Annotated in this window: 19 protein-coding genes; 14 read left to right on the top strand and 5 right to left on the bottom strand. The window is 67.1% G+C overall.

Annotated features, from left to right (window positions below):
* Positions 1–37: 37 nt before the first annotated feature.
* Entirely contained in the window at positions 38–2,413 is a 2,376-nt protein-coding gene (locus V7787_RS45850; RefSeq protein ID WP_336094372.1) for a S9 family peptidase, read from the bottom strand.
* An 825-nt stretch (positions 2,414–3,238) separates the two neighbouring features.
* Here V7787_RS45850 and V7787_RS45855 point away from each other — a divergent pair.
* From V7787_RS45855 to V7787_RS45870, 4 genes are all read left to right on the top strand, one after another.
* The gene (locus V7787_RS45855; RefSeq protein WP_336094374.1) at positions 3,239–4,645 is read left to right on the top strand and encodes a cytochrome ubiquinol oxidase subunit I; all 1,407 of its coding nucleotides are present in this window, start codon (positions 3,239–3,241) and stop codon (positions 4,643–4,645) included.
* 54 nt (positions 4,646–4,699) lie between these two features.
* Positions 4,700–5,704 carry a cytochrome d ubiquinol oxidase subunit II gene (gene cydB, locus V7787_RS45860; RefSeq protein WP_336094375.1) on the top strand — a complete coding sequence of 335 codons (1,005 nt, stop codon included), beginning with the start codon at positions 4,700–4,702 and terminating at the stop codon, positions 5,702–5,704.
* Between the two features lie 316 nt (positions 5,705–6,020).
* Positions 6,021–6,278 (top strand): YcgL domain-containing protein, encoded by a 258-nt coding sequence (locus V7787_RS45865; protein ID WP_336094376.1) that lies wholly within the window; start codon positions 6,021–6,023, stop codon positions 6,276–6,278.
* The gene (locus V7787_RS45870) at positions 6,271–9,639 is read left to right on the top strand and encodes an ankyrin repeat domain-containing protein (RefSeq protein ID WP_336094377.1); all 3,369 of its coding nucleotides are present in this window, start codon (positions 6,271–6,273) and stop codon (positions 9,637–9,639) included. Before V7787_RS45865 ends, V7787_RS45870 begins: the two co-directional genes overlap by 8 nt.
* Before the next feature lie 277 nt (positions 9,640–9,916).
* On the opposite strand, the gene V7787_RS45875 is transcribed toward V7787_RS45870, so the two are convergent.
* Complete coding sequence (locus V7787_RS45875) at positions 9,917–11,761, bottom strand: monovalent cation:proton antiporter-2 (CPA2) family protein (protein ID WP_442965365.1); 1,845 nt, start codon at positions 11,759–11,761, stop codon at positions 9,917–9,919.
* A 116-nt stretch (positions 11,762–11,877) separates the two neighbouring features.
* Here V7787_RS45875 and V7787_RS45880 point away from each other — a divergent pair, with 116 nt between their 5' ends.
* From V7787_RS45880 to V7787_RS45920, 9 genes are all read left to right on the top strand, one after another.
* A complete protein-coding gene (locus V7787_RS45880; protein ID WP_336094379.1) occupies positions 11,878–12,813 on the top strand; it encodes a hypothetical protein in 936 nt (311 codons plus the stop codon).
* A gap of 223 nt (positions 12,814–13,036) precedes the next feature.
* A complete protein-coding gene (locus V7787_RS45885) occupies positions 13,037–13,330 on the top strand; it encodes a hypothetical protein (RefSeq protein ID WP_336094380.1) in 294 nt (97 codons plus the stop codon).
* Between the two features lie 66 nt (positions 13,331–13,396).
* Entirely contained in the window at positions 13,397–15,196 is a 1,800-nt protein-coding gene (locus tag V7787_RS45890; protein WP_336094381.1) for an XVIPCD domain-containing protein, read from the top strand.
* Between the two features lie 254 nt (positions 15,197–15,450).
* On the top strand, positions 15,451–15,942 hold the full coding sequence (locus V7787_RS45895) for a DUF2753 family protein (protein ID WP_336094382.1): 492 nt from the start codon (positions 15,451–15,453) through the stop codon (positions 15,940–15,942).
* Between the two features lie 43 nt (positions 15,943–15,985).
* Positions 15,986–16,618 (top strand): superoxide dismutase, encoded by a 633-nt coding sequence (locus tag V7787_RS45900; RefSeq protein WP_336094383.1) that lies wholly within the window; start codon positions 15,986–15,988, stop codon positions 16,616–16,618.
* Positions 16,599–17,546, top strand: coding sequence for a ZIP family metal transporter (locus V7787_RS45905; RefSeq protein WP_336094384.1), 948 nt, complete (start codon positions 16,599–16,601; stop codon positions 17,544–17,546). Before V7787_RS45900 ends, V7787_RS45905 begins: the two co-directional genes overlap by 20 nt.
* Positions 17,547–18,096: 550 nt before the next feature.
* Entirely contained in the window at positions 18,097–18,363 is a 267-nt protein-coding gene (locus V7787_RS45910; RefSeq protein ID WP_336094386.1) for a helix-turn-helix domain-containing protein, read from the top strand.
* On the top strand, positions 18,360–19,712 hold the full coding sequence (locus V7787_RS45915; protein ID WP_336094387.1) for a HipA domain-containing protein: 1,353 nt from the start codon (positions 18,360–18,362) through the stop codon (positions 19,710–19,712). The genes V7787_RS45910 and V7787_RS45915 overlap by 4 nt, the downstream gene beginning before the upstream one ends.
* A 210-nt stretch (positions 19,713–19,922) precedes the next feature.
* Positions 19,923–20,153: a helix-turn-helix transcriptional regulator gene (locus V7787_RS45920; protein ID WP_336094388.1), complete on the top strand. Its 231-nt coding sequence runs from the start codon at positions 19,923–19,925 to the stop codon at positions 20,151–20,153.
* Positions 20,154–20,316: 163 nt separating this feature from the next.
* On the opposite strand, the gene V7787_RS45925 is transcribed toward V7787_RS45920, so the two are convergent.
* From V7787_RS45925 to trxA, 3 genes are all read right to left on the bottom strand, one after another.
* Complete coding sequence (locus V7787_RS45925; protein WP_336094389.1) at positions 20,317–20,565, bottom strand: DUF6538 domain-containing protein; 249 nt, start codon at positions 20,563–20,565, stop codon at positions 20,317–20,319.
* Positions 20,566–20,701: 136 nt separating this feature from the next.
* Entirely contained in the window at positions 20,702–21,937 is a 1,236-nt protein-coding gene (gene rho, locus V7787_RS45930; RefSeq protein WP_336094392.1) for a transcription termination factor Rho, read from the bottom strand.
* Positions 21,938–22,734: 797 nt separating this feature from the next.
* Positions 22,735–23,067 carry a thioredoxin gene (trxA, locus tag V7787_RS45935; protein WP_336094390.1) on the bottom strand — a complete coding sequence of 111 codons (333 nt, stop codon included), beginning with the start codon at positions 23,065–23,067 and terminating at the stop codon, positions 22,735–22,737.
* A gap of 276 nt (positions 23,068–23,343) precedes the next feature.
* On the opposite strand from trxA, the gene rhlB reads away from it, so the two are divergent.
* Positions 23,344–24,639, top strand: a 1,296-nt coding sequence (gene rhlB / locus V7787_RS45940) for an ATP-dependent RNA helicase RhlB (RefSeq protein WP_336094391.1), incomplete at its 3' end; no start/stop codon positions are given.

Genomic DNA, 24,639 nt, shown 5'->3' on the forward strand with positions numbered 1-24,639 from the left:
GGCGGGCGTCGGCGGCAAGCGCGGCGCGGGGCGGCGCTTACTTCAAGGTGCGATTGAACAACTCGTGGATGCGGCGGTATTCGTCGTACCACGCGTCGGGGTGAACGAAGCCGTGGCGTTCCAGCGGATACGGCGCGATTTCCCACTTGTCCTTGCGCAGCTCGATCAGGCGCTGGGTCATCATCACCGAGTCCTTGAAGAACACGTTGTCGTCGATCATGCCGTGAGCGATCAGCAGATTGTCCTTGAGACCGGCGGCGTACTCGATCGGCGAAGACTTCTTGTAGGCCTCCGGGTCAAGCTCCGGCGTGTTGAGGATGTTGCTGGTGTACTCGTGGTTGTACTGCGACCAGTCGGCGACCGGGCGCAGCGCGGCGCCGGCCTTGAACTTGCCCGGCTCGCGGAACAGCGCCATGAAGGTCATGAAGCCGCCGTAGGAGCCGCCGTAGATGCCGGCGCGGTCGCGGTCGCCCTGCTTGTTGTCGACCAGCCAGTCCAGGCCGTCCAGATAGTCTTCCAGCTCCGGGTGGCCCATCTGCCGGTAGATCGCGGTGCGCCAGTCGCGGCCGTAGCCTTCCGAGGCGCGGTAGTCCAGATCCAGCACCACATAGCCTTCCTGCACCAGCAGGTTGTGGAACATCTGCTCGCGGAAGTAATTGGGGTAGCGGTTGCTGACGTTCTGCAGATAGCCGGCGCCGTGCACGAACATCACGATCGGGTACTTCTTGCCGGGCTCGTAATTCTTCGGCCCGTAGAACTTGCCCCAGACCGTGCCGGCGCCGTGCTTGGACGGCACTTGCACGTACTCGGGCTGGATCCACTCGCGACTCTTGAACTCGTTCTTGCGCGTGTCGGTGAGCTTGGCCGTGTTCTCGCCGTCGATGCCGACCACCGCCACTTGCGGCGGCATGTAGCTTTGCGAGTAGCGCACCAGCAGCTTGGCGCCGTCGGGCGAGACCGCGTAGCTTTCCACGCCGTCCAGCGCGGTGACTTCGCGCACCGCGCCGCCGCCGCGGTCGACCGCGCAGACTTCGTAGTCGCCCGGCCACTTGCGGTTGCACAGGAAGAAGAAGGTCTTGCCGTCGGCGCCGAGGGTGGGCTGGGAGACTTCCCACTGGCCCGAGGTGATCGCGCGCGGCGCGCCGCCGTTGTCGCTGACGTACAGATGCGAGTAGCCGCTTTGTTCCGACAGCAGCCACAGGCCGCCGTCGGCGAGCCAGCCGAACTCGTTGAAGTCCCAGCCGACCCAGGCCTTGTCGGTCAGGCGGTGGCGGGTGTCGAGGGTGGCCTTGGCCAGATCGACCGAGGCCAGCCAACGGTCCTTGTTGTCGATCGCGCGCACCAGCACCGCGGCGTGGCGGCCGTCCTGGCTCCAATGGATCGCCGCGTCCTCGCCGTTGCCTTCGCTGGCGATGCGCACCGGGCGGTCGCCCTTGAGCGGATCGAGCTTGGCGGCCTTGCGCATCGCCGCCATCGGATCCACGCCGATGCCGGGCAGCTTGTCGAAGGCCAGTTCGCTGGCCTTGGCCGTGGCCACGTCGACCAGCCACAGCTTCTGCGGCAGCGGCGGGTTGCGGCCGACGCGGGTGCGCACTTCCTCGAATTCTTCGTAACCCGATTCGGTCACGTACTTGGGCATCTTGCCGGCGGTGCCGGCGTCGCCCTTCTTGGCCTGGGTCACCACCAGCACGTAGCGGCCGTCGGGCGAGAGCGCGCTGTCGACGATTTCGACCTCATCGCCCAGATACACCGGCTTGGGCGCGCGGCTGCCGTCGCTCTTGCGCCAGGCGTCGTCCTGCTCGCGCGCGGCGTCGCGTGCGGCGCGGGCGGTGCGCAGGGTGTCGATGGTGGCCAGTTGGTAATCGCGCAGGGTGTCGGCCTTGGGCGGCTTGGCCGGGTCGTTTTCGGCGCGCACTTGCGCGGCCTGGCTCACGCCCTGGCCGGCGCGCCACTGGTACCACTGGTTGTCGGCGCGGAAGATCAGGTTGCCGCTCTGGCCGAACTGCGGGCGCGATTCGATCTCGTTGCTGCGGGTGACCTGGGTCAGCGCGCCGCTGCGCAGATCGCGCACGAACACGTCGCCGTTGCGGACGAAGGCCATGCGCGCGCGTTGCGCGTCGTAGGCCGGGTCGATCGCGTCGAGGTCGGAGCGCGCGGCGCCGTCCAGGCGCTGCGGCGCGCCGCCGGCGACGCCGGCCTGCCAGGTGTCGCGGATGATCCCGCCGTCGCGCTTGAGCTGGTACTGCACGCGCTGGCCGTCCCAGGCCCACCAGGCGCGTTCGACCGGCGGGCCGATCCAATCCGGGTCGGCCATGGTGTCGGCCAGGGTCAGCGGCTGGGCCGCCTGCGCGAAAGCGGCGCTGGCGAGCAGCGCCAGCGGCAGGGCGGCGAGCGTGGCGTAGGAGATGCGCATCGAACGGGCTCTAGGGACAAAAGAGGGCGCAGGGTAACAGTCCGGGGCGGGGCGACGGGCCGGCCGTTGGTCATGGGATTGGGGTGAATACGCGTTGTGGCTGTACTGGTTCGCGCGGATTTGCCTGATCGGCGATTTGGGTAGCCGATTTCCCCCCTCCCGCCGCGCTTAAGCCCCTCTCCCGCTCGCGGGAGAGGAGGGGGTGAGGGCACGACAGTTGGCGTTGCGGCCGCGGGCCCTCATCCGCCCTTCGGGCACCTTCTCCCGCAAGCGGGAGAAGGGCTCGACCCAACCCTCTCCCAGAATTTGATAGCCCCTCTCCCGCTTGCGGGAGAGGGGTTGGGGTGAGGGCACGACAGTTAGCGTTGTGGCCGCCGCCCTCATCCGCCCTCCCGGCACCTTCTCAGCCTTGCACTCCCTTCGGTCGCCGCAAGCGGAAGAAGGGAAAGTCTGAGTTTCCAAAAAAAGAATCGCAAAAATCCACTGGACAAAACGTCTCAGGTGAGCAGCCGTGAGCGAACAAAATCCTCGCAAGCGGCGATTTTGCGAACGCGCCGCACCGCCGCGTTTTGTCGCACACCCCATCGATCCCAAGCCGAGAAACGCGACGCAATCCCGAAACATCGACGCCACCGACTTCCGCGCAAGCACTTGTTCCCACACGTTTACGACGCGACACGGCGGATAAGCGCGAATCCGTTCCGCCCGCCACCACGCCACGCTCACCGCCTTTGCGGTTTATGTGATTCCACCCACCCGCCGTTACCGGTGCATGTTGCGGCGCAAAATGAACCCGCTGGCGCGTAGTCGCGCGCCATGGAGGCAATGCACGTGGACGCCTTGTTGTTGTCGCGAATCCAGTTCGGCTTCGTGATTTCGTTTCATATCCTGTTTCCCGCCTTCACCATCGGCCTGGCCAGTTGGTTGGCGTTCGTGGAATGGCGCTGGCTGCGCACGCGCGACACCTTGTGGCGCGATCTGTACTTCTTCTGGACCAAGGTCTTCGCCGTGTCCTTCGGCATGGGCGTGGTGTCCGGCATCGTCATGAGTTTCCAGTTCGGCACCAACTGGGCGGTGCTCAGCGAGCAGGCCGGCAGCATCCTCGGGCCGCTGCTGGCGTATGAGGTGCTGACCGCGTTCTTCCTGGAAGCGACCTTCCTCGGGGTGATGCTGTTCGGTTGGAACCGGGTCAACGAACGCATGCACTTCCTGGCCACCTGCATGGTCGCGCTGGGTACCTTGATCTCGACCTTCTGGATCATCTCGGCCAACAGCTGGATGCAGACGCCGACCGGCCACACCATCGTCAACGGCGTGTTCGAGCCGGCCGATTGGTGGGCGATCGTGTTCAACCCGTCCTTCCCGTACCGGCTGGCGCACATGGTGCTGGCGGCGTTCATCACCACCTGCTTCGTGATCGGCGGCGTCGGCGCTTCGTATCTGCTGCGCGGCATCCATGTCGAAGCCGGCAAACGCATGCTCAAGGCGGCGGTGATCTTCGCCGCGATCACCGTGCCGGCGCAGATCTTTGTCGGCGATCTGCACGGCTTGAACGCGCGCGAGCATCAGCCGATCAAGGTCGCGGCGATGGAAGCGCACTGGGAATCCAAGCCGCCCGGCGAAGGCGTGCCGCTGATTCTGTTCGCGGTGCCCAACGAGAAAGCCGAGCGCAACGATCTGGAGATCGCCATACCCAAGCTCGGCAGCCTGATTCTGACCCACACTCTGGACGGCGACATCCAGCCGCTGAAGTCGGTGCCGGCCAGCGAGCGGCCGCCGGTGAAGCCGGTTTTCTACGCGTTCCGGGTGATGGTCGGGCTGGGCATGGCGATGCTGGCGCTGGTGGTGTTTTCGCTGTGGCTGATGTGGCGCAAGCGGCTGTATCAGTCGCGCGCGGCGCTGTGGGGCTGGCGGGTGCTGACCATGAGCGGTTTCGTGGCGATCCTGGCCGGTTGGTACGTGGTCGAGATCGGCCGCCAGCCGTATGTGATCTACGGTTTGCTGCGCACCGCCGACGCGGTCAGTCCGGTCGAGGCGGCCAGCGTGATGACCTCGCTGATCGTGTTCGCGGTGGTGTATTTCACCGTGTTCGGCGCCGGCTTCCGCTACCTGGTCAAGCTGATCCGCAAGGGCCCGCATCCGCACGAACCGCCACCGCGCAGCGGACTGGGCGACAAGACCCCGGCGCGACCGTTGTCGGTGCCGGACGAATCCAGCGAGGCCGGCGCATGAGCGCGGCCAGCCAAGCCGGCGCGCATGCGCGCGGCGGCAAGACGGAGTAAGACGATGGAATACTGGCTGCCGGTAATCTGGTTCGGCGTGATCGGCTTCGGCGTGTTGATGTACGTGCTGTTGGACGGGTTCGTGCTGGGCCTGGGCATCCTGGCCCCGTTCGCCGAGGACGAACAACAGCTCGATCACATGATGAACACCGCCGCGCCGATCTGGGACGGCAACGAAACCTGGTTGGTGCTCGGCGGCGTCGGCTTGTTGACCGCGTTTCCCAAGGCGTACTCGTTGGTGTTGTCGGCGTTGTACTTGCCGGTGCTGCTGATGCTGATCGCGCTGGTGTTCCGCGGGGTGGCGTTCGAGTTCCGCTTCAAGGCCAAGCGCGCCAAGTCGGCGTGGGGCGCGGCGTTCGCGCTGGGTTCGCTGTTCTGCGCGTTCGCGCAGGGGGTGATTCTCGGCGCGATCGTCGAAGGCATGCCGATGCAGGAGGGCAAGTACGTCGGCGGCGTGTTCGATTGGTTCAGCCCGTTCTCGATGCTCACTGGCGCGGCGGTGGTGTTCGGGTACGCGTTGCTGGGTTCGACCTGGTTGATCCTGAAGACCGAGGGGCGGATGCAGGCGGTCGCGCGGACCCTGGCGCGGCCGTTGGTGCTGGTGGTGGCGGTGTTCATCGGCCTGGTCAGCGCGTGGCTGCCGTTTCTGGACTCGCGGATCATGGCGCGCTGGTTCGAGGGCGGGAATTTCTACTGGCTGTTCCCGGTGCCGCTGTTGGTGATCGCCAACGCCTGGGTGCTGTGGCGCTCGGTGATGCGCGAGGGCCGCGACGGCCATCCGTTCCTGTACGCGCTGGGGTTCTTCGTGCTCGGTTTCATCGGCCTGGTGGCCGGCATCTGGCCGAACATCGTGCCGGGGCTGTCGATCTGGGAGGCCGCCTCGCCGACGTCTTCGCAGCGCTTCGTGCTGGTCGGCCTGGTGGTGCTGCTGCCGGCGATCCTGGGCTACACGTATTGGTCGTATCGGGTGTTCAGCGGGAAGATCGCGGCCGATGTGGGCTACCACTAACCCCGCATCCCCGCCCCCCGACCGTTCCCCCCTTTGAAAAAGGGGGGCTAGGGGGGATTTGCTCTTACGCCCAGCGCCCGAGCAAATCCCCCGGCGCAGCCGCACTTCCGGCTTCCCGGCCCAGCGCAGGCGCCAGCCCCCTTTTGCAAAGGGGGCGAATTGGACGAAGGGGGCGAATGGGGCCCATCGCGGCCTAACACCCCGCCCTGCGCCTTGCGCTGAACATGAAAGTTCGCGTAGCGCAAACGGGAAGGTATGCTGTGCATCACATCTGCGACGCAGAAAAACAGTCTCCCCCGGCTGTATCGCCCGCCCCATGCAAGCCTACGTTTATAAAAGCCTCCGCAAGGCAGACACCTACGTGTACCTGAGCGCGCGCGACGATTTCGAGCGTCTCCCCAAACCCGTGCGCGCGCAACTGGGCTCGCTGCAGTTCGTGCTGGAAGTCGAGCTCAGCGCGCAGCGCAAGCTGGCCCGCGCCGACGCCGCGACGGTGCGCGAGAATCTGGCCAACCGCGGCTTCCATCTGCAACTCCCCCCGGTGATCGGCGAGGTCCCCAAGCCCGATGCCTGACGCTCCCAGCCCGCGCGGGTTGTCCCGCGGATTCGCCTTGGCGCTCGGCGCCGGCTTGGTGTTGGCGCTGGCGACCGGTTTCGGCGGCAGCGCGGTCGGCGCGGTGGTGGCCTTGATCGCCGGTGCGTTGTCGCAGCCGGCGTTCGCGCTGGCGGCGCGGCTGTGGCGCCAGCGCGAGCAGACCCCGCAATGGAAGGCCGAACTGCTCGGCCTGTCCGGGCTGTGGGGCGGGGCGACCGCGGCGACCGCCGCGCTGGCGGCGTGGCCGCTGAGCGCATTGCTGGAAAGCGGCTCGCTGCTGGCCGCGCTCGGTTTGAGCGTGGTCGCCGGCCTGGTCTTGCTCGGGCTGTGGCGGCTGTGGCCGCTGTGGCAGGGCGCCGAGCGCGACGGCACCGCGTTGCCGCCGCAGTGGGCGCGGCTGCCGGACCTGGATCTGGGCGCCTGGCGCGGCCTGGGCGTGGCCGCGATCGTCACCGGCCTGGCCGGCCTGATCGTGCTGCTGGCGTGGCCGGGGCTGCTGTCCGGCGGCGCGCGCTGGGCGCTGGCGGTGGTGTTCGCGCTGGCCTCGCCGGGCTTGCACGTGTTGCTGCAATCGATCGCCCCGGCGCAGGCGTTGCCGGGCGCGGAGTTCGATCCCGAACTCGACACCGTGCAATACGCCGACGAGCTGGGCGAGGGCGGCGAGCCGCTGGCCGACGCGCAACTGGTGCCGGCGCTGTACGCCGCCGCCCGCGCCGGCAAGGTCGAGCGCGCGCTGGAACTGATCGAGCAGGGCGCCGACGTCAACGCCGACCCGGTCGGCGACGACCGCGACCGCCGCAGCCTGCCGGTGCTGGCCGCGGTGCTGCCCGACCTGCGCCTGCTGCGCGCGCTGATCGCCCACGGCGTCGACCTCAACACCGCCCACGCCGGGATGACCCCGCTGCTGGCCGCCACCCGCGACAGCTGGCACGGCCGCCCCGACGCGGTCATGACTCTGCTGGCCAACGGCGCCGATCCGCGCCTGGCCGATCACGAAGGCAACACCCCGCTGCACCACGCCGCGCGCAGTTCCGACCCCGGCGTGGCCGCGCTGTTGCGCGACGCCCAGGCCGAGTTGGAACCGCTCAATCAGGACGGCCTGAGCCCGCTCGGTGTGGCCTGCGCCAGCGGCAACTGGCGGCTGGCCAAGTTCCTGCTCGAACGCGGCGCCAAGACCGAACACCCCGGCGGCGCGCCCGCGCTGCTGGCCGCGGCCGGCGGCGATGAGGACGATCCGGCCGGCGTGCAGCTGCTGCTCAAGCACAAGGCGCGGATCGACGCCCGCGACGCCCAGCGCCGCAGCGCGCTGCACACCGCCGCCTTCGCCGGCCATCTGGACATCGTCGCGACCCTGCTGGCCGCCGGCGCCGATGCCAACGCGATCGACAGCCAGCAGCGCACCCCGCTGCTGGAGGCCGCGCGCGGCGGCCGCGCCGCGGTGCTGGAACGGTTGCTGGAACACCTGCCGCAGGGCGGCGTCAACGAAGCCAAGGCGGTCGATGCCGATGGCGCCAGCGCGCTGATCCTGGCTTGCCAGGCCGAAACGGCTTCGCCGCCGCTGGTGGTGCGTCTGCTCGATCTGGGCATCGACGCCGAGCTGCGCGACCGCCAGGGCAAGCGCGCGGTCGATCGCGCCGCCGAAGCCGGGCGCTGGTCGCTGGTGGCGGCATTGGACCGCGCCTATCCATTGCCGGCCGCGGTCAGCGGCGAAGGCGACAGCGACGCGCCCGAGGGCGAGCGGGTGATCGTCGACCGCATGCCCGCCGCGCTGTTGCGCGACGGCCTGCGCGACGGCCGCGCTTCCGAACTCACCGGCCTGGCCAAGCTGCTGAGCCCGGCCGAACTGGGCGCGCAACTGCACGAAGAAGACGGCCAGGCGCCGACCCCGGAACGGATCGACTGGCTGCTCGGCCAGGGCGCCGACGCCAACGTGCGCAACGCCGCCGGCGATACGGTGCTGTTCGCCCTGCTCGATCGCGCCCCCGAGTCGCTGCCGGCCTTGCAAGCCCTGCTGCGCCACGGCGTGTCGCCGGCCGGTCGCGGCGGCCTGGCCCGGTTCCTGGCGACCTGCTCGGCCGGCGATCAGGCCGCGCGCGGGCTGGAACAATTCGCGGTGGATCTGCTCGAACGCGGCGCCGATCCGTTCGCGCGCACCGGCAACGGCGATCCGGCGCTGGCGATCGCGGTGCGGCTGGGCTGGTCGCGGCTGCTCGAACGCCTGCTCGCTGCCGGCGTGGACTTGAACACCCGTGACAGCCACGGCATGAGCGCCCTGCATCTGGCCGCCGCTCTGGGCCGCGAGGGCATGCTCAAGCGCCTGGTCGCGCACGGCGCCACCCCGGATCTGCTCGCCGCCGACGGCCAGACCCCGCTCGGCGTGGCCCTGGCCTCGGGCCGGCGCGATCTGGCCGACTGGCTGGACTGGCGTGGCTGGCCGCTGCCCAAGCGCCCGTTGCAGGCGGCCGACGTGCCGGCCGCGGCGATCGTCGGCGACGCCGACGCGGTGCGGCGTTTGCTCGATCTCGGTCTGGCGGTGGACAGCCCCGACAGCCAGGGCTGCACCGCGCTGCTGCGCGCCGCCGGCGGCGGCCATCGCGCGGTGGTCGATCTGTTGCTGGCGCGCGGCGCCGATCCGCAGCGCGCGGCCAACTCCGGCGCCACGCCGCTGTCGGCCGCGGTCAGCATGCGCCACGGCGAAATCGTCGACCGTCTGGTCGCCGCCGGCGCGTCGCTGGAACAGCGCCTGCCCGGCGATCTGACCGTGCTGATGGTGGCTTGCGCGCTGGGCCTGACCGATCTGGCCGCGCGCCTGCTCACCGCCGGCGCCGACGTGCAGGCCCGCGACGCCCAGGGTCGGATGGCGCTGCATTGCGCGGCGATGTTCGGCTTCACCGCGCGCGACCGCAGCCGTCTGGTCGCCTTGTTCGACACCTTGCTGCTGGCCGGCGTCGACGCCGACCAATCGGCCGCGGGCGCCACGCCCTTGCTGCTGTTGTTGGGCGCGCGCGCCGAACCGGGCACCGCCGCGGACGAAGACGTGCTGATCGCCGGCCTGGAACTGCTGCTCGATCACGAAGCGTCGCTGGAAGTGCAGGACCCGCGCGGGTTCGGCCCGCTGCATCTGGCCGCGTTGCATGGCCTGTTGCGGGTGGTCCAGCGCTTGTTGCGCCACGGCGCCAATCCCGACGTGCGCGACGCGCTCAACCGCACCCCGCGCGAGATCGCGGTGATGCGCGGCTTCGTCGATATCGCCGCCGAGTTCGCCCCGGCGGGCCCCGCCAACGGCAACAACAACGGCGGCGTGTCGATGGCGAGGTTCCTGCGCGGGCCGGGCAGCTGAGTTCGCTCGCCTGATTCGGGTGTCGCCGTTGTTCGATCGACGCGATCGCGGTTCGCGCCGCTCCTGCATGACCTACCTGTAGGAGCGGCGCGAGCCGCGACCGCGAAACTTCAGCTACGACGAAACTCTCGCAATCGTTGCGCATCCGCGGTCGCAGCTTGCGCAGCTCCTACAGTCTGCAATCGCGACAGCGCGGCGGCATGGCCTGCCTGCAGGAGCGGCGAGCCGCGGCCGCGACACCGCCCCTGTGACGTAAACCCGATGCCGAAACGCGGCCTCAATGCCGCGTCGTATTGTCCCCAGGCAACGTCGTCGCCTGCTTGTCGACCATGCCCGCCAGCACGCCTTCGCCGCGGTCGGCGTTGAACAACTCCTCCAGTTCCTTGCGCGCATCGCGCGCGGTCTGGATCAGCGCGTCCTCATCGTCGTGCACCAGGTACTGGGCATTGAGCATGCGTTCGTCGAGTTCGCGGAAACGCTCGACGTGATCGCGCGCGATCTCCGCCTCCACGCCCAGCTCGACCAGCACTTCCTCGCCCAACTTGAGGCTGGAATGGAAGGTCTCGCGCATCGGTTCGGCGCCCAGGTCCATCAAATCCCAGGCATGCCGGCGGTCGCGCGCGCGGGCGAACACCTTGGCCTTGGGGTACAGCCGGCGAATGGTGCGGACCGTGCGGATACCGCTGTCGCGGTCGTCGATGGCGATGACGAAAATCTTGACCTGGGCCGCGCCGGCCGAGCGCAGCAACTCCGGCCGGGCCGGGTCGCCGTAATAGATCATGTTGCCGAAGCGGCGCATGAAGTCGACCTGCTCGGCGCTGTTCTCGATGGCGATGAACGGCGTGCGGTGCGCGACCAGCAAGCGCGCGACGATCTGGCCGAAGCGGCCCATGCCGGCGATCAACACCTGCGGATGATGGTCGGGGATTTCGTCGTAAGGCCGCTTTTCCTTCGGCGCGGGCGCGGCATCGAGCATGCGCTGCGCGGCGATCATCAGCAGCGGCGTCAGCGCCATCGACACGCCGACCGCGGCGATCAAGCGGTCGCGGGTGGGATCGTCGAGCAGATTGGCCTTGACCGCTTCGTTGAACACGATGAAGGCGAACTCGCCGCCCAGCGACATCACCGTCGCCAATTGGAACGCGCCGCGCTTGTCCAGGCCGCCGGCGCTGATGCCCACCCCGAACAGCAGCGCGAACTTCACCGCCAGCAAAGTGGCGACGATCGCGCCGATCAGCAACGGCTCGGCCAGCACCCGCTGCAGGTCGATGCTCATGCCCACGGCCATGAAGAACAGGCCCAGCAACAAGCCCTTGAACGGCTCGATCTGCGATTCCAGCTCGTGGCGGAATTCCGAGTCGGCCAACAGCACGCCGGCCAGGAACGCGCCCAGGCCGGCCGACAGCCCGGCGGTCTGCAGGATCCAGGCCGAGCCCAGCACCGTCAGCAGCGCCGCACCGGTGAACACCTCCGGCATCTGGGTACGCGCGACCACCCGGAACACCTGCCGCAACAGCACCCGCCCGCCGAACACCACCGCGGCGATCGCGCCGACCGCCTTGGCCACCGAAATCCAGTTCAGGCCTTCCACCGCCGCGGCCTTGCCCAGCAGCGGAATCGCCGCCAGCAGCGGAATCGCGGCCAAGTCCTGGAACAGCAGGATCGCGAACGCCAGCCGGCCGTAATCGGCGGACAGACCCTTGCGTTCGGACAGCAACTGCAGGCACACCGCGGTCGAGGACAAGGCCAGACCCAGGCCGACCACGGTCGCCGCCTTCCAGCCCATCTGCCCGCCGAACATCGCCAGCGCGCCCAAGGCGATGCCGCTGAGGATCACCTGCAGACCGCCGGCGCCGAACACCGGCTTGCGCATCACCCGCAGCCGCGCCGGCGACAGTTCCAGGCCGATCACGAACAACATCATGACCACGCCGATTTCCGAAGCCGCCAGCACCGGCTCGGCGTCGGCGATCACCTTGATCCCGTACGGCCCCAGCACCACCCCTGCGGCCAGATACCCCAACACCGCGCCCAGCCCGAACTTGCGGAACACCGGCACCGCGATGACCGCGGCGAGCAGAAACAACAACGCAAGTTCTAGACCGCCACCGTGCATGGGCACCTCCTGAAGCTGAATTATGGCCTGCGCGGGCGCGGACTGTCCGGGGGGACGCGAGGCGACGATGCGTTCTAGTGGTAACGTCCGCGCCTGCGGATGGCTGACGTCGGGAGTTTGCTATGGATGCCGACAGCCGTTATTTCAATCGTCGGGCTCGCGCCGCGGCCGGTCATGACAAAAGGATTTCAAGAATGAATGCGATCAAATACACCGCGGCGACCTTGCTGCTGGCCGCGTTGGCGGCGCCCGCGTTCGGCGCCAGCAAGTATGTGACCGAATTGCGCAAGCAGATGGAGCGGAGCATGTTGCTCTCCGGCAAGATCTCCATCGCCGACGACGGACAAGTGCGATCGTTGCAGATCGATCGAGAGAAGGAAGTGCCGGCACTGGTTCGCGCGGTAGTTCGCGACTCGGCATCGAAGTGGCGGTTCGGTCCGCGCAAGCTCGGCCAGGCCTTTGCCGGCACCGCCACGATGCAACTGCGCGTGGTCGCGAGCCCCGCGCCGGAGGAGGGCGCGGACAAATTCGCCGTGCGCATCGTCAGCGCCGTCTTCGGTGAAACGCCGGCAGACGAAATGCCCAAGCAGGTGTCGCTGCAGTCGCCGGTGTATCCGAGCGTGGCCGCTTACGCGGGCGCGCCGGCGACGGTTTATCTGGTCGCCCGCATCGGCCGCAACGGCAATGTGGAGGAGGTTTTTGCCGAGCAGGTCAATCTGAAAGCGATCGGCAACGAGCAGCAGATGAATAACCTGCGAAAACTCTTCGCCGATGCCAGTTTGACGGCTGCCAAACATTGGCGTTTCGCGCCTCCGACGCGGGGGCCGGAGGTGGACAGCGACCATTGGTCGGTGCGGGTGCCCGTCGAGTTCGAGTTGGGCAGCAGGCCGGCGCCTTACGGACACTGGGAAGCCTATGTCCCGGGTCCTCGTCAGAGCGCGCCTTGGCGCGCTTCCGAGGGCGAGGACACCGCCGGTGTGGACGCGGTGTCGGGCGGCAAGATGCGCATGGCCGGCGGCAGCGGGCCGCGCTTGCTGACGCCGCTGTCGCAGGGCTGATCGCGGTTCGCATGGGGCCGGGGCCTGGCGAATCGCCACGTCATCGGCCTGCCGCGATGCCGACGCGGCCACACTCGTGATCGGTATTGCGTTACGACAACGCACATCTTCTGTGAGCGGTCGCGGGCTGTGCGACCCCGCTTGGCGACAATGACGGACGACGTCGGCCGCAACCCGGCCGGTGTCTGGCAGGAGCCGTCCGTCGTCGTACAAGGAGGTGACCATGAAGACCGTCGCAGCGATGCTGCTGGCGCTGATGCTCAGCGCGTGCAATCCCGAACTCATCGACTATCCGTCCGCGCATTTCGATCTCCTCGATGAAGATCGTGGCGGCGTTCGCGTGCCCGGTCCGGGCGATTCGCCGGTGCCGGCCGAAACAGGCGGCAAGACGCGCGGGCCGGTCCTGGCGCCCGGGGTTTCGGGTGCGATCGCCCGCGCCCGTCCATCCGCCCCCGAATTGTCCTCGACCCCGGCCCGGGGCATGATGAGCAACCACCGAACCCTCCGCCACCCGTAGCACCCGCACTCCCTAGTCGGGCTCGGCGACTCGTGAAGCAGTAGCACCGACAAGGAGCCAGTGTCTATGAATGCCGCAGTCGATTCGATCGCGCCGCCCGGGTCCCGCCCGGTCGGCGACCCCGCCGCTCGCCGCTGGTACGCCGGCCAGGCGACCTCGCAACCCCCCGGCACCGCCTACACCGCGCTGTTGCCCGCCGACGACGAATGGTCGCGCGACACCGTGCTGCGCGCGGTCGTCGCCGACGCGCTGCAGCGCAACGGCCTGACCGTAGACGAGGACACCCTGGAAGCCACGGTCGAGGCCGCCGGCCTGCCCGGCGGCGCACTGGCCGATGTCGGTTTGAACTGGAAATTGCATCCCGGCGAAACCCGCGGCGATGCGCGCGTGTCGCCGCCGTTCCACGGCTATGCGGTGGCGATGCCGTCGGACCTGCAGACCTCGCTGGCCGACTACGCCAAGACCTGGTCGGCCCACCGCGACACTCAGCCGCCCGCTCCGGTGGATCGGCCGATCAGCGAACTCAAGCAACTCGCCCTCACCGGCGGCCACAACGACGTCGCCCAGACCCTGGACGCGTTGGACGCGGCGATCAAGGCCGGCAGTGCCGCCCAGCGCGACGGCAAGCCGCTGGACGCGGTCGCGCTCAGCGCGGTGCTGGAATTCGCCAGCCGCAGCGGGCGCGAGCGCGACGCGGCGAAGATCCTGGAACGCTACAGCGCGATCAAGGAAGTGGTCGGCGGCGCCAAGGAAATCGGCAACAACGCCACCCGCGTGTTCAACGGCCGCGACCCGATCACCGGCAAGCCGTTGGACACCGACGATCGCGTCGATGCCGCGTTCGACCTGCTCAGCGGCGGCTTCAAGACCGCCGGCAACATCGGCAGCGTCGCCATGCTGCTGGGCGCGCGCAACGCCGGACTGGTCGGCGGCCTGATCGGCATCGCCCCGGTCGGCCTGGCCGTGGTCGCCTTCGCCGCCGGCGCGTACGAGCTGATCAAGCACGTGCGCGAAGCGATCCTGGCGCCGCAATGGAACGAATTCCGCGAGCGTTTCCCGTTCGCCGAGGGCATGGAGCCCAAGCGCGCGATCACCGGGGTGATGCGCCAGATCGCCGGCATGCCCACCGACGCCGGCAACGCCCTGTCCACCGCCACCCGGATTCTCGACGGCATCGGCCAGAACCCGGAAACGCGCGAGCGATTCCTGGAATTCCTCAAGCAGAAAGTGCAACCCGATTCGCTGGTCGAGGCGCTGGCCTCGGGTCAGGGGCTGGGCAAGTTGAGCGAGCAGCAGCAGATGCTGTTGGCGCAGGCGGCCAAGGGTTCGGCGCGCGAGTTTCTCGATCTTGAACTCAAGGACGTCAAACGCTACGTGCGCGATCGCGACGGCGACCGCGAGCGCGGCACCTATCTGTTGCCGGCGGCGCAGCAGGAAGCGGCCAACCGCAACACCAACAAGCTCGGCGGCGCGGTCGAGGAAGGCCTGCGTCTGGCCGGCATCCTCACCAGCGGCGCCAACGCGCTCAACGGCCAGTACCGCGACCTGCTCGACAAGGTCAAAGGCACCGAGCTGCAAGGCAAGCTCAACGAACAGCAGCAGAAGAATCTGGCGGCCGCGTTGATTCCGGCTACCCGTGAAGGCGGGCTGACCCAGGTCGATCATCTGGTCGCCAGCAAGGACGGCAGCCGCGTGTTCGCGGTGCAGGGCGATCTGGATTCGCCGACCCGGCGGATGGTCGCGATCGATGTCGCCAGCGGTTCGCAGCAGAGCGTGGAAACCAGCAGCAAGCTGGTCGCGCATCAAACCGCCAACAACGAGGCGCAGACCCAGACCACACAGGCGCAGAGCGGCCGCGGGCTGTAAGCGCGACCGCCCGGGTCGGCAGCGCAATCGCCGACGCTCGACACCACGACGCCCCGCGGATGCGGGGCGTTGTCGTTTATGCCGCCGCCGGATCGGGCATTAACGCTTGCCGATGCGACGCACAGTTCCAGCCATCCGCGGCGGCCGCGCCGTGCGGCGGCTGGACGGATGAGGCGGCGCGTGTCTATCATCGCAGCGCCTGAGTACGCACCGAGTCGTCACGCAAAGGGCCCCTTGCAACCGAGGAGCCGCCCATGCGTACGCAGTCCACTCTCGAACCGATACCGCACCCGGACGCGCAAGCCGGCCTCGCCCAATGGCGAGAGCTGACCCGCCGGGCCAATGCGGCGTTCGACCGACGCCAATACGCGCAGGCCCTGCGGTTGTACCGGCAGGCGCTGCAGGCGGCCGTCGCCTTGGCCGCCGGCGCCACTCTCGCCGAGTCGCCGGACGACTGCCTCGCCGCCCTGGTCGTTGCGCACCACAATCTGTCCGAAGTCCAGCGCCAACGCCGCGACACCGACGCCGCGCTGGAGCATCTGTGCCTGGCGCATGAAGCGCTGACCCGCATCGCCGCCGACCCGCGCGCGCACGAACCCGAGCGCCGCTGCGCTTTGCATCACCTCAGCCGCACCCGTTTCGCCTTGCTCGACTGGCAAGCGCGCCACGGCGTATGCGCGCGCTCCAGAACCACGCTGCGCGACAGCCTGACGGCGTTGTCGTCGCTGGGCGCCGGCCTGCACTGACCTCCCGCGTTTTCTTCTCCCTCACTTCTTCCGGAAACCGACGATGCCGCACCAGCTTCCCGCCTTGCCCTACGCCTACGACGCGCTGGAACCGCATATCGATGCGCAGACGATGGAGATCCATCACAGCAAGCATCACCAGGCCTACATCAACAACCTCAACGCCGCCGTGCAGGGCACCCAATACGAAGACGTGCCGGCGGAAACCTTGATCGTCGCCATCGACGCCTTGCCCGAAGCCTTGCGCGCGCCGGTGCGCAACAACGGCGGCGGCCACGCCAACCACACGCTGTTCTGGACGGTGATGGCGCCGCCGGAGCGGGGCGGCGGCGGTTTGCCGCAAGGCGAGTTGGCGCAGGCGATCGACTCGGATCTGGGCGGCTTCGACGCGTTCAAGGAGGCCTTCACCAAGGCCGCGCTGACCCGTTTCGGCAGCGGCTGGGCGTGGCTGGTGGTGGGCGCGGACGGCCGGCTTTCGGTGGAGAGCAGCGGCAATCAGGACAGCCCGCTGATGGTCGGCATCGGTTCCGGCGGCGTGCCCGTGCTCGGTCTGGACGTGTGGGAGCACGCGTACTACCTGAAGTATCAAAACCGCCGGCCGGAGTACATCGCCGCGTTCTACAACGTGGTGGATTGGGCGGAAGTGGCGAGGCGGTATGCAGCGGCGCGACGCTGATTCCGGCGCGGACGCTGCCGCGGGCGAGCGCGGCGTGAGCGTGTTCGGCCGGCGTCTGAGCGTGGCGCAATGGTTCGGCCTGGCGATCCTCGCGCTCGGCGCGGTGGCGATGGTGTCCGACATCTGGCGCTACATCGACAGCGACCCCGCGGTCCGCGACGCGTTCCTCGGCGGCTCGGTCGCGGCGCTGGCGACGGCGCTGGGCGCGCTGCCGGTGCTGTTCTCGCAACGCCTGTCCGACCGCACCCAGGACATCCTGTTCGGCTTCGGCGCCGGGGTGATGCTGGCGGCGTGCGCGTTCTCGCTGATCATTCCGGGCCTGGCCGCGGCGCAGGCCGCGAACGCGTTCGGCGGCGGCGCCAAGGGCGCCAGCATCGTGATCGGTCTGGCGGTGCTGCTCGGCGGCGCGGCGATCATGGCGATCGATCACTTGCTGCCGCACGAACACTTCATCAAGGGCCGCGAAGGCCAATCGCCGGGCAAGTTGCGCCGCACCTGGTTGTTCGTGTTCGCCATCGCCCTGCACAACCTGCCCGAAGGCTTGGCGATCGGCGTCGGTTACGCCGGCAACGAAGGCGCGGTGCGCGCCAACGCGCTGGCCATCGGCATCGCGATTCAGGACGTTCCGGAAGGTTTGGTGGTGGCGGTGGCGCTGCTGGCGGCCGGTTACCGGCGCTGGCTGTCGGTGTTCATCGGCGCGGCCAGCGGCCTGGTCGAACCGATCGGCGCGGTGTTGGGCGCGGCGATCACCAGCCACTCCCACGCGATGTTGCCGTGGGGACTGGGCTTCGCCGCCGGCGCGATGCTGTTCGTGATCAGCCACGAGATCATTCCCGAATCGCATCGCAAGGGGCACGAGAGTTTCGCCACTGCCGGGCTGATGATCGGGTTCGTGTTGATGATGGTGCTCGATACCGCGCTGGGCTGACCCGGCGCGCCGGAGGCATCGGCGAAAACGAAAACGCCCCGCAGCGCGGGGCGTTTTCGCAAGGCCGATGGCTCGTCTGGGCGCTCTATCGAATCTTCATTACGATTTCGAAAGGCCGTTTGCTGCCTCGGCCATGTGGGTTTTCCTCGGGTGCCGGATTTTTTGCAATTGATTGCACAGCCGCCCGCACTTGCCGTGCAACGAATCGACTCTTACGGCTGCCCGTCATAGACAGATCCTTGGGCTGCCCGAAATCCCCGTCCGAGTTGCTTCACTCTGCTGCGATTGCAGTTCGTCTGATCGCAAGTTCAGGGTTGCAACGAGTTTGCGATTGGGCGATCGCTTCTTCAGCGCGATGAAATCCTCACAAAAGCGAGGATTTCTCGTGGTCTTAGGTCGCAGTTTCGATTTTTCCTCATGATTGTAAGGATTTAAGGGGGGGATTCCTTAAGTTCGTAAGACATTTGATGAAAATCCTCTTGTTTGTAAGGAAAGTGGCTGTATAAGTACCTCTTGGCCTCTAAATCCGCACGAAAGCGAGGATTAATCCGTGAAGATCAGGCTGAGCACTGCCGGCGAACTGGGGCCGCTCATCAAAGCCATGCGCAAAAACCAGGGGCTGCGCCAAGACGCCACCGCCGAAGGCGTCGGCGTGAGTGAGAACTTCCTTAGCAAGGTCGAAAGGGGAAGCGAATCTGTTCAGTGGGGCAAGCTATTCGAGGTGCTTAAAGAGCTGGGGCTGTACGTTGAAGTAGATGTTCCCGATGCGGTGGTGGCGACCGTCCAAGCGCGCAAAAAGAGCAGGCAGAACTTGTGAGCGATAGCGCTATTACTGTCGTCACCCTCGACGGACTTCACTATCCGCCGCGTCAATTGGACGCCAGCATCGACGGGCAGCAGGTTGGCGTGCTCTCCGAATCCGCGGGTGTGTGGGAGTTCGCCTACGCGCCAGAGTGGTTGCGGCGCGCTGACCGCTTCCCGCTATCCCCAGCATTGCCGCTATCCGAAGCGTCCATCTTGGATGGTTCTTCAGTGCGCCCAGTGCAGTGGTACTTCGACAATCTGCTGCCGGAGGACGTGCAGCGTCGGCTGATGGCCGCTGACGCCAAGATCACAGACGCCGATGCATTCGGCCTGTTGAGCTATTACGGGTCGGAGTCGGCTGGTTCGCTGACGTTGCTGCCACCCAATATCCCAATAGCCGCCGGCGACGCCATCGGGCTGTCGGACGCAGACCTATCGGCACGCATCCGTGCCATGCCGCAGCAGTCACTGGCGTCGGGTGCGGCGAAACGGATGTCTTTGGCCGGCGCCCAGCACAAGCTTGCGGTGATCGTGAGAGATGGGCAGTTGCTGCAGCCGGTCGGATCAGAGCCGTCAACGCACATCCTCAAGCCAGATCATCCTGGAGCCGATTACCCGCACAGCGTCGCCAATGAATGGTTTGTGATGCGGCTGGCAAAGCAAATGGGACTGGAGGTTCCGGCCGTCGATCGTCGCTACGTGCCCGAACCGGTCTACTTGATCGAGCGCTTCGACCGGAGGCAGTCGCCACAGGGCGTGCAACGGCTGCATGCAATCGACGCGTGCCAATTGCTCAATCTCGATCGTCAGTTCAAGTATCAACAAGGCAGCGTCGAGATACTTGCCAGGATCGCGGAACTTTGCCGCTACAAGCTCAAGACACGCTGGCGGCTCTACGACTGGTTGATCTTCAATGCGTTAACCGGCAATAGCGATGCTCACCTGAAGAACTTGAGCTTTTTGGTCGACGCCGAGGGTGTGAATTTGGCCCCGCATTACGACCTGCTCAGCACGGTTTGCTATGAGTCCATGGCTTATGAGCGGGATAGATGGCCGTTGGCATCCTTATTGTCCTGGCCAATTCTAGGTGCAACGAGATTCTCGGATTTGAACTTCGGCTTGCTGGTCGAAGCTGGGGCAGTGCTGAGGCTAACTCGGAAGCACGCGCAGGATCGGCTGGCGTGGATGCGAGACAGCATCTTAAGTGAGGCTGAGTCGCTGATAGAAGCGGCAGAAGCGCAGAATGCTCTGCTGCCGAGGGTGCTGAACATCGGTCCCAGGCTGCTTGGGGAAATGCGCTGCTTGCGAGCGATCAAATACACAGTCATCGAAGAGATGGTTCGACGATTGACCCCACCGTAAGGCACCACAACAAACGGCTGACTCACCGTTATCGGAAAGGATGCAGCCATGTTGGGGCGCAACTGACGGCGCCGGGGTGGCCGGACGACTGGAATCCTGCGCTGCTTCATAGTGACTGCGAAGGCAGTTCTAGTCGGTAGCCGCTTGAGGAGCAGAGTTCTGCAATTGATTGCAAGGTCGGAGTAGAGGCCAGGACTGCAAACAAATGCAATGCGCTCCGATGAGGTTCTGCGCCAAGTGCGTGTCGGCCGTGGGATTTCGCAGGAGGATTTGGCCCTAGAGTCCGACCTGGACCGTACCTATATCTCTGTGCTGGAACGCGGCCTCTGGCAGCCGACGCTCACAACTCCGATCGTTTTGGCAAAGGCGTTGGGCGGCGATGCTCCCGGCCTGGTGAGCCAGACAATCGTGGCACTGCAGTCGTGCCGTGGCGCAAGATGACAGTGGCCCCGGGGCGAAGCCGAGGCGCATGGGATTTGCAATTAACTGCAGACTAGATTTTTGGGGCGAGACAGCTGCAGCTAGTCCGCGTTGCCGGAGTCATCCTGGATCGCCAGCGTGTGGATAGGAGAGTCGAAAGCACTGTGACCCCACCCCGTTCCATTCAGGCCGACCGGATGCATCGGTGAGAGAGAAGCGGCCGATTGGAGTGCGGGGGCGATGGCAGCGCTTCTAGGTAAGCCCGAATTTGGGCCAGCGCGGGCCACTTGAGGCGCAAGGCCTCGTCGAGGTCGCGCGTGCCCAGCGCGCGTCGTAGGTGTGTATTGCCCACGTGACCCTGGAGGGCCCGGGGCACCTTGACCCGCAGATACCAGGACTGCCCGAGGCGCTGCAGGTACTGCGTCTTGCTCATCAGCCCCTACCTTCATGGTGAGGGGGCTTCTGGCTGCTTGGTGGTCAAGGTTGGGAGTCAAACTCCGGTATGACCCTTTCGACTGTTCTAGCCCTCCCGATCTGTCGGAGGGCCCGAAAGCCTTGGTCGGCGGAACTCAGCGCTTCATCGAACTGAAGAACTCGTCGTTGGACTTGGTGGTCTTCATCTTGTCCAGCAGGAATTCCATCGCGCCGATTTCGTCCATGCCGTGCAGCAGCTTGCGCAGGATCCAGATCTTCTGCAGCAACTCCGGTTCGATCAGCAAGTCTTCGCGGCGGGTGCCAGAGCGGTTGATGTCGATCGCCGGGTACACGCGCTTTTCGGCGATGCGGCGGTTCAAGTGGACTTCCGAGTTGCCGGTGCCCTTGAACTCTTCGTAGATCACCTCGTCCATCTTGCTGCCGGTGTCGATCAGGGCGGTGGCGATGATCGTCAGCGAGCCGCCTTCTTCGACGTTGCGCGCCGCGCCGAAGAAGCGCTTGGGACGGTGCAGGGCGTTGGCGTCGACGCCGCCCGACAGCACCTTGCCCGAGGACGGCACGACGTTGTTGTAGGCGCGGGCCAGACGGGTGATCGAGTCGAGCAGGATCACCACGTCCTTCTTGTGTTCGACCAGGCGCTTGGCGCGCTCGATCACCATCTCGGCGACCTGCACGTGGCGCGCGGCCGGTTCGTCGAAGGTCGAGGAGACCACTTCGCCGCGCACGGTGCGCTGCATTTCGGTCACTTCTTCCGGACGCTCGTCCACCAGCAGCACGATCAGGTGGACGTCGGGATGGTTGTGGGTGATCGCGGTGGCGACCTGCTGCATCATCATCGTCTTGCCGGCCTTGGGCGGCGAGACGATCAGCGCGCGCTGGCCTTTGCCTTGCGGCGCCATCAGGTCGAGGATGCGGCCGGTGATGTCTTCGGTGGAACCGTCGCCGCGCTCGAGCTTGAACTTGCGGCGCGGGAACAGCGGGGTCAGGTTCTCGAACAGAACCTTGTTCTTCGACGCTTCCAGCGGCTCGCCGTTGATGCTGTCGACCACCGACAGCGCGAAGTAGCGTTCGCCGTCCTTGGGGAAGCGGATGCGGCCGGACAGATGGTCGCCGGTGCGCAGGTTGAAGCGGCGGATCTGGCTGGGCGAGATGTAGGTGTCGTCCGGGCCGGCGAGGTAGGAGGCCTCGGCCGCGCGCAGGAAGCCGAAACCGTCCGGCAGGATTTCCAGCACGCCGTCGGCGGCGACGCCTTCGCCGTGGCGGGTCAGCACCTTCAGCAGGGCGAAGATGACGTCCTGCTTGCGTGCGCGGGCGACGCCTTCCTGGATGCTGAGCTGGTCGGCCAGGTCCAGCAGCTTGGGCGCCGGCATGCGCTTGAGATCGCCGAGCGAGTACTGCGGGAAGCCCTCGGGCACCTGCGGGTGCGGACGCGGGACGAAGTTCTCGCCGTTGCCGTTGTCGTTGAAATCGTCGCCGCCGCCGCGTTGTTGCTGGCGGTTGTTGCGGTCGCGATCGCGGCGATTGCGGAAGCGGTCGCGGCGATTGCCGCCGCGGTCGTTGTTGAAGCCGCCGTCGCGCTGCTGGCCCTGGTTCTGGCCTTGCTGCTGCGATTGCGGGTTGTGCGGGTTGCCGCCGCCTTCATGGCCATTGCTGGCTTGCGGCGCGGCGGTCTCGGCGGCGCCGGAGGCGGCCGGAGCGGACTCGCCGGCGGCGGCGGCCGGAGCGGGATTCTTGGGCGCGCGCGGCGCGGCGGGTTCGGCGGCGGGCGCCGGGGCGACGGGCGCGGGGATCAGCGGGCTGGCATCGCTGACGACCGCGGGAGCGGCATCGGCGGCTTTGCTGGCGCGCGGTTTGCGCACGCGCTTTTCGGCGGCATCGCCAGCGTCGGGGGTCTTATCGGACAAGCGGAGGTTCCTCGCTAAGCGGCGAGCGCTCGCATCAGGCGAGCGGGACGTCAGGGACGTGGGTTGATGATGAGTATCTGGACGGGGTACGGCAGACGGGGTGCGGCGCGGGGACGCGAGGTCCGACGCCGGGTGTTGCGAAACTAGCACTGCTGTAGCGTGGCGGCAAGCTTCCCGGGCCATACCGTTCACGTTGCCGGGCAAGGCCCGGAGCGCTTGCGCCCGGGCCGGGCGCAAGCGTCATGCCGAATCGGTGACGGGCCTCAGATGGCCTTGTCGATCATCTGGGTCAGCAGGGACTTGATGTTCGGCGGCGCGCCGAGCTGGCTGGAGTGGACCTGGCCGTCCTTGAACATCAGCAGCATCGGGATGCTGCGCACGTTGTAGCGAACGCCCAGCGACGGGAATTCCTGCACGTCGACCTTGACCACCTTGGCCTTGCCTTCGTACTGCTCGGCCAGTTGTTCCACGATCGGGCCGATCGCCTTGCACGGGCCGCACCACGGGGCCCAGAAGTCGACCAGGACAGGTTCGGACGACTGCAGCACGGTGGCGTCGAAATCGGAATCGCCGGCATGCACAACTTTTTCGCTCACGGGGGTCTCCTGCGCGGTGCCAGACCATACGGTCCTGGCTAATCTTGAACGGAATGCCCGGGCAGGCCATGCCGGGCGGGGGCTTACGCTAAACTGGGGCGTTTCGCGGCACCTTCAAGGCCTCAGGCCGGAAAGAATGCGCCGTGCCACGGTCTCATCGAGTCGGTCTGCCCAGTGCAAAACGGGTGCCGGTTCGGCCCCGGCAGTCTGCTTCGCCGACGCCACCCACGCAAGCGACACTCTACGACGCCGAACCGGCGCGGATCTCCGAAACGCATGAGCGACAAGCCTTTAACCGATGTAACGTTTTCCTCCTTCGACCTGCATCCGAACTTGCTGGCCGGGCTTGAGTCCGCCGGGTTCTCGCGCTGCACGCCGATCCAGGCGCTGACTTTGCCGATCGCGCTGACCGGCCGCGACGTCGCCGGCCAGGCCCAGACCGGCACCGGCAAGACGCTGGCGTTCCTGGTCACGGTGGTCAACCGCCTGCTGACCCGCCCGGCGCTGGCCGAGCGCAAGCCGGAAGATCCGCGCGCGCTGATCCTGGCCCCGACCCGCGAGCTGGCGATCCAGATCCACAAGGACGCGGTCAAGTTCGGCTCCGACCTCGGCCTGAAGTTCGCCCTGGTCTACGGCGGCGTGGATTACGACAAGCAGCGCGAACTGCTGCAGAAGGGCGCCGACGTCATCATCGCCACGCCCGGCCGCCTGATCGACTACGTCAAGCAGCACAAGGTGGTTTCGCTGCACGCCTGCGAGATGTGCGTGCTCGACGAAGCCGACCGCATGTTCGACCTGGGCTTCATCAAGGACATCCGCTTCCTGCTGCGGCGCATGCCGATCCGCACCGAGCGCCAGACCTTGCTGTTCTCGGCGACCTTGAGCCACCGCGTGCTCGAACTCGCCTACGAGCACATGAACGAGCCGGAAAAGCTGGTGGTCGAGGCCGAAACCGTCACCGCCGCGCGGGTCCGCCAGAAGGTTTACTTCCCCTCCGACGAAGAGAAGATCCCGCTGCTGCTGGGTTTGCTGTCGCGCTCGGAAGGCGCGCGCACGATGGTGTTCGTCAACACCAAGGCCTGGGTCGAGCGCGTTGCGCGTTCGCTGGAACGCGGCGGCTACCGGGTCGGCGTGTTGTCCGGCGATGTGCCGCAGAAGAAGCGCGAGTCGCTGCTCAACAAGTTCCAGAAGGGCCAGTTGGAAATCCTGGTCGCCACCGACGTGGCCGCGCGCGGTCTGCATATCGACGGCGTCAGCCACGTGTACAACTACGACCTGCCGTTCGACGCGGAAGACTACGTGCACCGCATCGGCCGCACCGCGCGTCTGGGCGCCGAGGGCGACGCGATCAGCTTCGCCTGCGAGCGCTACGCGATGAGCCTGCCGGACATCGAGGCTTACATCGAGCAGAAGCTGCCGACCGCGCCGGTCGACGCCGAGTTGCTGGTCGCGCTGCCGCGCACGCCGCGCGAGATTCCGGCGGGCGAGGAAGGCGAAGAGAACGAAAGCATCGGCGCGATCTTCAAGGAAGCGCGCGAGCAGCGCGCGGCCGACGATGCGCGCCGGGGCGGT

This window comes from Pseudomonas sp. CGJS7 (assembly GCF_036961695.1).

Bases quoted from the DNA above. Each gene is read 5' to 3' on its own strand.
- V7787_RS45850 (WP_336094372.1), bottom strand. From the start codon at position 2,413: ATGCGCATCTCCTACGCCACGCTCGCCGCCCTGCCGCTGGCGCTGCTC.
- V7787_RS45855 (WP_336094374.1), top strand. From the start codon at position 3,239: ATGCACGTGGACGCCTTGTTGTTGTCGCGAATCCAGTTCGGCTTCGTG.
- cydB (WP_336094375.1), top strand. From the start codon at position 4,700: ATGGAATACTGGCTGCCGGTAATCTGGTTCGGCGTGATCGGCTTCGGC.
- V7787_RS45865 (WP_336094376.1), top strand. From the start codon at position 6,021: ATGCAAGCCTACGTTTATAAAAGCCTCCGCAAGGCAGACACCTACGTG.
- V7787_RS45870 (WP_336094377.1), top strand. From the start codon at position 6,271: ATGCCTGACGCTCCCAGCCCGCGCGGGTTGTCCCGCGGATTCGCCTTG.
- V7787_RS45880 (WP_336094379.1), top strand. From the start codon at position 11,878: ATGGATGCCGACAGCCGTTATTTCAATCGTCGGGCTCGCGCCGCGGCC.
- V7787_RS45885 (WP_336094380.1), top strand. From the start codon at position 13,037: ATGAAGACCGTCGCAGCGATGCTGCTGGCGCTGATGCTCAGCGCGTGC.
- V7787_RS45890 (WP_336094381.1), top strand. From the start codon at position 13,397: ATGAATGCCGCAGTCGATTCGATCGCGCCGCCCGGGTCCCGCCCGGTC.
- V7787_RS45895 (WP_336094382.1), top strand. From the start codon at position 15,451: ATGCGTACGCAGTCCACTCTCGAACCGATACCGCACCCGGACGCGCAA.
- V7787_RS45900 (WP_336094383.1), top strand. From the start codon at position 15,986: ATGCCGCACCAGCTTCCCGCCTTGCCCTACGCCTACGACGCGCTGGAA.
- V7787_RS45905 (WP_336094384.1), top strand. From the start codon at position 16,599: ATGCAGCGGCGCGACGCTGATTCCGGCGCGGACGCTGCCGCGGGCGAG.
- V7787_RS45920 (WP_336094388.1), top strand. From the start codon at position 19,923: ATGCGCTCCGATGAGGTTCTGCGCCAAGTGCGTGTCGGCCGTGGGATT.
- V7787_RS45925 (WP_336094389.1), bottom strand. From the start codon at position 20,565: ATGAGCAAGACGCAGTACCTGCAGCGCCTCGGGCAGTCCTGGTATCTG.
- rho (WP_336094392.1), bottom strand. From the start codon at position 21,937: ATGCCGGCGCCCAAGCTGCTGGACCTGGCCGACCAGCTCAGCATCCAG.